This is a genomic window from Bradyrhizobium sp. (assembly GCF_019242285.1).
Taxonomy (GTDB): domain Bacteria; phylum Pseudomonadota; class Alphaproteobacteria; order Rhizobiales; family Xanthobacteraceae; genus Bradyrhizobium.
Window position 1 is genome coordinate 1 of the sequence record NZ_JAFAVV010000424.1, and the last position, 8,382, is coordinate 8,382.

Genomic DNA, 8,382 nt, shown 5'->3' on the forward strand with positions numbered 1-8,382 from the left:
GAGCCCGGCGGTGACCGCACCCGCGAGGTGCAGGTCGCGCAGGAACTGCTGCAGACCATGGGCTTTCGCACCTTCGTGCCGCTGGTTGCGGCCTGTCCCGGCTGCGGCCGCACCACCTCGACGACGTTCCAGGAGCTGGCGCGCTCGATCCAGGATTTCATCCGCGATGAGATGCCGGCCTGGAAGACCAAATATCCCGGCGTCGAGGAACTGAACGTCGCGGTCATGGGCTGCATCGTCAACGGCCCCGGCGAATCCAAGCACGCCAATATCGGCATCTCGCTGCCCGGCACCGGCGAGGCCCCCGCCGCCCCCGTGTTCGTCGACGGCAAGAAGTTCCGCACCCTGCGCGGTCCCACCATCGCCGCCGACTTCAAGGCGCTGGTGATCGACTATATCGACCAGCGCTATGGCAACGGCGCCAAGCTGCCCGAGACGGCGACGGCGGAGTGAGATGAACCGTCATTCCGGGAGAACTCGCCATGAGCTCGCTGTCGGGAAAACATGGCCCGCGCTACAAGCATGTTGCCGGCGACTCCGAGCCCTACGAAACCATCGCGGTCGAGAAGCTCACTCCGATCATCGGCGCGGAGATTTACGGGGTCGACATCGGCCGGCTGGTCTCGGAGGAGGCCGCCTGCAACCGTCAGATGGACGAGATTCATCGCGCGCTCGCCGAAAATCTCGTGATCTTCTTCCGCGATCAGCACCTCACGCCGGAGCAGCACCTCGCCTTCGGCCGCAGCTTCGGCGAGTTGCACATCCATCCCGCCGCGCCGCATGACGGCGACGATCCTGCGCTGATGAAGATCCATGCCGACAAGGATTCACCACGCGCCAATGGCGAGGGCTGGCATTCCGACGTGTCCTGCGACCTCGAGCCGCCGATGGGCTCGATCCTCCATATCCGCCAGTGCCCGCCGCGCGGCGGCGATACCCTGTTCGCCAGCATGTACGCGGCCTATGACGCGCTGTCGGAGCGGATGAAGCTCTATCTCGACGGGCTCACCGCGCGGCATGACGGCGAGCAGACCTTTCGCGGGCTCTACGCCAATTACGGCGTCGCCGACAAGCCGAGCTATCCGCGCGCGGAACATCCGGTGGTGCGCACCCATCCGGTCACGGGCAGGAAGGCGCTCTACGTCAACCGCGGCTTCACCCGCTTCATCATCGGTGTCCCCAGAGACGAGAGCGACGCGATCCTCGCCTATCTCTACCAGCATGCGGAGAACCCGCTGTTCCAATGCCGCTTCCGCTGGAGCGAGAACGCGATCGCGTTCTGGGACAACCGCTGCACCCAGCACCGCGCGATGTGGGATTACTGGCCGCACACCCGCTCCGGCACCCGCGTCACCGTGAAGGGCGAGCGGCCGGTGTGAGACGCACGCGATCGTCCCCGCGCAGTTCTGTTCCCCCGATTCGCTGATCACTATTGTCCCTTGCGGCGGGACATGGCTGCGCTCGCGCACGGCGCGAAAGATATCGTTGCAGCAACTTCTCTTGGTTGTGCACGAAATGATGCACAACTTGACCTCCGAAAGATTACGGGTCGTTCATTCTGCCCCAATTGCGACGCGTATCGGTGCGAACGAAGGCGCGGGTTTCTACCCAAGGATGAATCAAAACCTTCGGCTCTCGAGGAGGCACGTGCACCGTCGCAGCGCGCTGCCACCACCTTGTTGGTACGTTGTGTGTAGGAGTTGGTCGATGAAGATACGTGTCGGATCGGGCCCGCTGCTCGCGCTCGCAGCCTCGGCTGCGCTGCTCCTTGCCGTTCCACCCGCCCTGCTGGCTGCGCAGGTCGGGGATGCTCACACCCCGAGCGTTCGGCTGCATCGGCCGCACCCGCCGTCGCAGGATGCGAGCGCCAAGCCCAAGGAGGTCATGAACGCCTGGACCGTCGGCCTCGCCGGCGGCCTGTTGGAAGGCGCGCCGATCCGGCTCGCCGCGGAGATGGCCCGCGTCGTCGATGACGGCGACAATCTGCATGTGCTGCCGATCGTGACGCGAGGGCCGACGGAGAACGTCAACTCGCTGCTCTATCTGCGCGGCGTCGATACCGCGATCATCAATTCGGACTCGCTGGACGAATACAAGAGCGTGGTGCCGGACATCCAGCGCAAGGTCACCTTTGTGCTCAACCTGTTCCCGTCCGAGCTGCACGTCTTTGTCCGGCCGGAAATTCGGAGCCTCAGCGATCTCGCCGGCAAGAAGGTGAATTTCAACACGCTCGGCACCGCGGCCGCCTATTCGGGGCCGCTGATCTTCAGCCGCCTCGGGCTCGACGTCGAGAAGACGTTCATCCCGCACCAGGTCGCGCTGGAGCAGATGCGCAAGGGCGAGGGCGGAATGGCGGCGGTGGTGTTCGTCACCTCCAAGCCGGTCGATGCCTTCGTGCGCGGGAAATTCGATGAAGGGTTCAAGTTCCTGCCCGTGCCCTACAATGGCAAGCTCGCGGACTACTACCTTCCGACGACGCTCGACAACGCCGACTATCCTACCCTGATCAAGCAGGGCGAGCGCGTGGAGACGATCGCGGTGCCGACCGCACTGGTCGCGTTCAACTGGCCCGCGACGTCGAACCGCTACGACCGCGTCGCGCGGTTCGTCGATCATCTGTTCTCGCGGATCGACAAGTTGCAGGGGTCCGGCTTCGATTCGAAGTGGAAATCGATCAATCTCGCCGCGTCGGTGCCGGGTCTCGTGCGCTTTCCCGCGGCGCAGGCCTGGCTCGACAACCATCCGCACGGCAACCAGGCGTCGCAATGAAAGGCATGACCGTCGCGTTGCTCGTTGCGTCCGTCATCGCTGGCGGGACGTCGTCAGCGGTCGCCGCCGACGATCCGGGCGCGCGGTTTCGTGCCTGTTCGCTGGTGACGCCCACGAGCCGGTCGGAATGTCCTGACGAGCCGCCTCGCGTCGGTGCGCAGCCGCCGAAGCTCGTGGTGGCGGGCGATAGCTGGATCGTGAGCGAGACGACGTCGCCCGTCGACTATTCGCCGATCGCCACCGCCACGACCTCATCGCTGATCGCGACCGACGGCTCTTCGATGCGGCTGTCGATTCGCTGCCGTGGAGGGCACACGGAGCTGATCCTGACCGGAGCGGCGATTACCGGTCGCGGCGACAGCTACTTCATTTCCTATCGCGCCAATGACGGCCGGTCGGTGCAGCTCCCGGGCGCTGCGCCGGCGGTCGGGGACGGCGTCGCGTTCAAGGGCGACGTGGCGGCGCTGCTGCAGTCGCTACCCGGCGAGGGCAGGCTCGTCGTGCGTCTTCTCCCTCTGTCGGGGAGCGAGCTGGACGGCGTTTTCCCGCTCGATGGGCTGGACGCGCTGCGCGCCAGGATCGGCCCGACCTGCCGATGGCCGCACGCCATCGCCAAGCCGAACGAGCGGTGATCGAGTATCGAATGTGTCTTGTTGCAGGAGTGAATGAATGAGTGAACTTATGCCCGTCGCGAGGGCCGCCATGATCGGAGCCATCGCGCTGCTGGTCACGACCGATGCCGCAGCGGCACGGGCGCGGCATCATGCTTCCGCCCGCGGACATGTTGCTGCCAGCCCTGCCGCGGCCGCACCGGCGCCGCGGCCGGCGCTGGCGCTCGCGGCTCCGGAGAAGAGCGAGGCCCCCGCGGCGAAGAGGGAGCACCGTCTGATCCTGCAGGTGAACAGCAGCGATCCCGCGGCGATGAATCTCGCGCTCAACAACGCGAACAACGTTGCCCAGTATTATCAGGAGACCGGCGAGCCGGTGAAGGTCGAGGTCGTCGCCTTCGGGCCCGGCTTGCACATGCTGCGCGAGGACACCTCGCCGGTGAAGGCGCGGATCGAGACCATGGCGCTGAGCAACCCGGAGATCTCCTTCAAGGCCTGCGGCAACACCCAGGAGAACATGCACAAGGTCGAGAGCAAGGACATCCCGATCGTTCCGCAGGCGGAGGTGGTGAAGTCCGGCGTCGTGCACATCATGGAGCTGGAGGAGCAGGGCTGGACCTACGTCAAGCCGTGACCTGACGATCGCGTTGACGCGCCCTCCCGCCTGCGCCAAGCTCGGCGCAAAGGCAATCACTTGCGGAGGATCGCAATGCTGCGCGCGGAGGACAACCGCTTCCTGACCGAGAGCGGGCCCGGCACGCCGATGGGCGAGCTGTTGCGCTGTTTCTGGCTGCCGGTGCTGTTGTCGGAGGAGCTGCCGGAGCCGGACGGCGAGCCGAAAAAGATCGTGGTGATGGGCGAGGAACTGCTCGCCTTCCGCGACTCCCGCGGCGTGGTCGGCGTCATCGACCAGTATTGCCCGCATCGCGGCGCCAATCTCTGGCTCGGCCGCAACGAGGAATGCGGCATCCGCTGCGTCTATCACGGTTGGAAGTTCGACACCGAGGGCCGCTGCGTCGACATGCCGACCTCCTATCCCGACCTCAACGCCAAGGACCTGATCCGCATCAAGGCCTATCCGGTGCGCGAATGGGGCGACATGATCTGGGCCTATATGGGCCCGGCGGGCGCGCTGCCGGAATTGCCGGACCTCGAGATGGCGCTGCTGCCGGCCTCGCACCGCTATGTCTCCAAGAAATGGCAGGACTGCAACTGGGTGCAGGCGCTGGAAGGCTCGATCGACACCGCGCATTTCACCTTCGCTCATCTCGCTTTCGACAAGGCGGAGGACGAAAACCTCGACATCAAGAAACACTTCATCAACCCGATCGTGCGCATGAGCACCGACCACATGCGCTGGATCGCGGAGGATCCGCGGCCGGTGATCAAGGTGCTGCCGCATGCGGCGGGGCTGACGGTCGCCGGCGGCCGGCTCACGGACGGCGAGAACATCTACTGGCGCATCGCCCAGTTCCTGATGCCGGTGCATGCCTACGCGCCGAGCGCGATGCCCGGCGAGAACATCTTCGGCCAGAGCTTCGTCCCTGTCACCGACACCAATTGCTGGATCTACACCTATGCGTGGAATCCGGAGCGGCCGCTCACCCAAGCCGAGCGCGACGCCTTCGACCGCGGCAACGGCGTGATCGCCGAGGTCGATGACAACTACGTGCCGCTGCGCCACAGGGGCAACGACTACCTGATCGATCGCAAATTGCAGAAGACCAGGAGCTACACCGGCATCAAGGGCGTTTCCGAGCAGGACGCCGCGGTGCAGGACAGCCAGGGCCCGATCGCCGATCGCACCCGCGAGCATCTCGGGCCCACCGATCTCGGCATCCTGCATTTCCGGAAAACGGTGATGGACGCCGCGCGGGCGCTCGAGAAGGGCCAGGCGCCGCCGCATCTCAAGCAGCAGGACCGCTACGCGGTGCGCTCGGGGGCCTGCGTCACCCACCGGTCCAAGGACCTCGATGCCGTCATGGTCGAACGCTTCGGCGACGTCGCGGGCTTCGTCGGCAAGCCGGGGCACGACGAGGCGGCGGAGTAGGGCCGACCTATTTCGTCGGGTTTCGTCCGCTCCGCTTGTTCAGCGGCGGTGTCGGCGCGCGCCGCAGCGCCTCGGGCAGGAACGGCTCGGCCGGATCAGCCGATGGATCGGCGCGGACGTCCGCCGCCCACTGCTCCCGCTCGTGCGGGGTGCGGTTGTCGTTGACATGGTGCTTGACGTCGACGCCGCTGACGGGATCGTTGACGCCGTTCTGGATGTCTCTGCGATCGCCCATGACAAGGTGCTCCATCAAATGGACCTGCGGAAACGAAGAGGCGGCCGCTCGGCCGCCCCCTCTCTTCCAACTCTACGCAACCGAGGCCACGCCTACTGGCAGGGATGCATCCGGCCGTCCTCGCCTCGGAACCAGGTCCCGGGCTGACAGGCGAAGCCCTGATTCGGATAATAGGCGTAGGAGTTGTTGTAGTGGGGATCGCGGAACGGCGCGGTCGCGATCGCCCCGGCGGTTCCGATGGCCGCACCCGCGATGCCGGCCGCGGCGCCCACCGCGCCTCCCGCGACATCGGCAGCCGCGCCGACCGGTCCGCGGTGATAGCAGCGATGCGTGTCGCAGTAGTTCCGCGCCATGGCGGGCGCAGCCATCGTGGCGGTGATCAGCGCCGTCGCCGCGATCAGTTGCAAGCTCTTCATCAGGTCCTCCTTCTCGAATCAACGGCCGATCAACTGGCCGTGACGCAGGATGTTCCTGGTCGGCATGTTCTCGGCATTGGCTTCACGCCGATGTGACGCGCATCGCCTCACATCGAACCTGCGCGAAGCTAGGAACATTGGTCCCGGAGCGCGGTTGGCCGATCGACCGACCCTGACGCACGCTGAAGGAGGCGGCCTTTGGTTAACGTAGCTCACGACGAGACCTTGCTTGGACGTGAGGTTGCCTTGCAACCCACGGCCCAGATCGCACGACATCCCATTCATCCCATGCTGGTGCCGGTTCCAATCGCGTGCTTCATCGGTGCGCTGCTGACGGACATTACCTACTATTTCTCGGCCGAGATGATGTGGGCGGATTTCTCGGTCTGGCTCCTGCTGGTCGGATTCATCGTCGGCGTGCTCGCGGCGATCGCAGGCCTCGTCGATTTTCTCAGCAATCGCCTGATCCGGGCGCAGACACCGGCATGGCCGCATCTGATCGGCAATCTCACGGTCCTCGTGCTCGCGTTCTTCAACACTCTCATTCACACCCGCGATGCCTGGACTTCGGTGGTGCCCACAGGGCTGGTCCTGTCGGTGCTCACGGTCCTGATCCTGCCGATCACCGGCTGGCTCGGCTGGAGTCTGGTCTATCGCCATGGTGTCGGCGTGGCCAAAATCGGAGTGAGGCGATGAGACGTTCATGGAATTGCGCGTTCGCGCCACGGCTTGCCGGCTTCGTTCTGCTGTCCGGCGCGCTGCTGAGCCTTGCCGGCTGTAACGACGGCAGCGGCGATCCGAAGGCTCAGTTCGGTGCGAACCCCAATCTCCCACCGCAGCAGCAATATCTGTTTCCCCCGATTCACATCGCGCGTGTGGTCGGCTGGAAGCAGGGCGAGACACCGACGGTCGCGCCCGGCTTGAAGATTCAGGCGCTCGCCACCGGCTTGCAGCATCCGCGCTCGCTCTACGTGTTGCCGAATGGCGACGTGCTGGTGGTGGAGTCCAAGGCGCCGGAATCGGCAGCCATCAAACGGCCGAAAGAGATCGTGACGGGCTATGTCGAATCCTGGGCCACCTCGGGCGGCGACACCGGGCCGAGCAACCGCATCACATTGCTGCATGATAGCAAGGGCAGCGGCGTGCCGGACCAGCAGAGCGTGTTCCTCGATCATCTCAACTCGCCGTTCGGCGTCGCGCTGGTTGGCAACGATCTCTACGTGGCCAACACCGATGCCATCGTCCGCTACCCCTACAATAACGGCGACACCAAGATCGCCGGTGCGGGCACCACGCTGACGGAGCTGCCAGGCGGCCCGATCGATCATCACTGGACCAAGAGCCTCGTGGCGAGCCCGGACGGCTCGCTGCTCTATGCCGGGGTCGGCTCCAACAGCAACATCACCGAGAACGGCATGGAGGCGGAGCACAACCGCGCCGACATTCTCGAGGTCGACCGTGCGACCGGACGCTTCCGCATCTTCGCTTCGGGCCTGCGCAATCCGAACGGACTGACCTTCGAGCCGCAGAGCGGCGCGCTGTGGACCGTGGTCAACGAGCGCGACGAGCTCGGCCCCGACCTCGTGCCCGACTATATGACCTCGGTGAAGGACGGCGCGTTCTACGGCTGGCCCTACAGCTATTATGGCCAGCACGTCGATCCCCGCGTCGAGCCGCAGCGGCCGGACCTGGTCGCCAAGGCGATTCCGCCCGATTACGCGCTGAGCTCGCATGTCGCGCCGCTCGGGCTCGTCTTCAACACCGGCAGCGGCCTGCCGAACGCCTATCGCGGCGGCGCCTTCGTCGGCGAGCACGGCAGCTGGAATCGCGACATTCTCAACGGCTACAAGGTCGTCTATGTGCCGTTCAGCAACGGCAAGCCGAGCGGCATGCCGCAGGATGTCGTGACCGGCTTTCTCAACGACGACAACCAGGCTCGCGGCCGTCCCGTCGGCGTCGCGATCGACAAGACCGGCGCGCTGCTGATCGCCGACGACGTCGGCAACACGGTCTGGCGCGTCACCTCGGCGGCAGCGGGGAACAGTTAGTTGTGGAGCCTCGGCCCACCCCACTCACTTCACAACACAATGATTTACTCCGCTGTCGTCGCCCGGCTTGCGAGCCGGCCGAAGCCTTTGGCGTCGGCGGGACCGGACGACCCAGCGACCGGCCGATTCCATCATTGATGTCTCTGGAAGACTGGATCACCCGCTTTCGCGGCTGATGACAAGCGAGAATATGGCAGGGGTACGCCACCAACAGGAGATCCGGGACGAACGATCTTCCGCCTCCCGCGTTGTTACG

The 8,382-nt window shown here is 65.4% G+C and carries 10 protein-coding genes; 8 read left to right on the forward strand and 2 right to left on the reverse strand.

The window, feature by feature from the left end; all coding sequences use genetic code 11:
• The 6 genes from JOY90_RS16435 to JOY90_RS16460 form a co-directional block, all read left to right on the forward strand.
• Positions 1-453, forward strand: a 453-nt coding sequence (locus JOY90_RS16435) for a flavodoxin-dependent (E)-4-hydroxy-3-methylbut-2-enyl-diphosphate synthase (protein WP_291692172.1), incomplete at its 5' end; no start/stop codon positions are given.
• Positions 454-482: 29 nt separating this feature from the next.
• Positions 483-1,379, forward strand: coding sequence for a TauD/TfdA family dioxygenase (locus JOY90_RS16440; protein ID WP_291692173.1), 897 nt, complete (start codon positions 483-485; stop codon positions 1,377-1,379).
• A gap of 328 nt (positions 1,380-1,707) precedes the next feature.
• Positions 1,708-2,769 carry a C4-dicarboxylate ABC transporter substrate-binding protein gene (locus JOY90_RS16445; RefSeq protein WP_291692174.1) on the forward strand — a complete coding sequence of 354 codons (1,062 nt, stop codon included), beginning with the start codon at positions 1,708-1,710 and terminating at the stop codon, positions 2,767-2,769.
• A gap of 5 nt (positions 2,770-2,774) precedes the next feature.
• Positions 2,775-3,401, forward strand: coding sequence for a hypothetical protein (locus tag JOY90_RS16450; protein ID WP_291692175.1), 627 nt, complete (start codon positions 2,775-2,777; stop codon positions 3,399-3,401).
• A gap of 37 nt (positions 3,402-3,438) precedes the next feature.
• The gene (locus JOY90_RS16455; protein ID WP_291692176.1) at positions 3,439-4,011 is read left to right on the forward strand and encodes a DsrE family protein; all 573 of its coding nucleotides are present in this window, start codon (positions 3,439-3,441) and stop codon (positions 4,009-4,011) included.
• Between the two features lie 75 nt (positions 4,012-4,086).
• Complete coding sequence (locus tag JOY90_RS16460) at positions 4,087-5,427, forward strand: Rieske 2Fe-2S domain-containing protein (RefSeq protein ID WP_291692177.1); 1,341 nt, start codon at positions 4,087-4,089, stop codon at positions 5,425-5,427.
• Between the two features lie 7 nt (positions 5,428-5,434).
• Here JOY90_RS16460 and JOY90_RS16465 read toward each other — a convergent pair whose 3' ends face one another.
• A complete protein-coding gene (locus tag JOY90_RS16465; RefSeq protein WP_291692178.1) occupies positions 5,435-5,662 on the reverse strand; it encodes a hypothetical protein in 228 nt (75 codons plus the stop codon).
• 92 nt (positions 5,663-5,754) lie between these two features.
• Positions 5,755-6,078: a hypothetical protein gene (locus tag JOY90_RS16470; RefSeq protein ID WP_291692179.1), complete on the reverse strand. Its 324-nt coding sequence runs from the start codon at positions 6,076-6,078 to the stop codon at positions 5,755-5,757.
• A gap of 246 nt (positions 6,079-6,324) precedes the next feature.
• Here JOY90_RS16470 and JOY90_RS16475 point away from each other — a divergent pair, with 246 nt between their 5' ends.
• Positions 6,325-6,774, forward strand: coding sequence for a DUF2231 domain-containing protein (locus JOY90_RS16475; protein ID WP_367276950.1), 450 nt, complete (start codon positions 6,325-6,327; stop codon positions 6,772-6,774).
• A complete protein-coding gene (locus JOY90_RS16480; protein ID WP_291692180.1) occupies positions 6,771-8,126 on the forward strand; it encodes a sorbosone dehydrogenase family protein in 1,356 nt (451 codons plus the stop codon). The genes JOY90_RS16475 and JOY90_RS16480 overlap by 4 nt, the downstream gene beginning before the upstream one ends.
• Positions 8,127-8,382 lie beyond the last annotated feature (256 nt).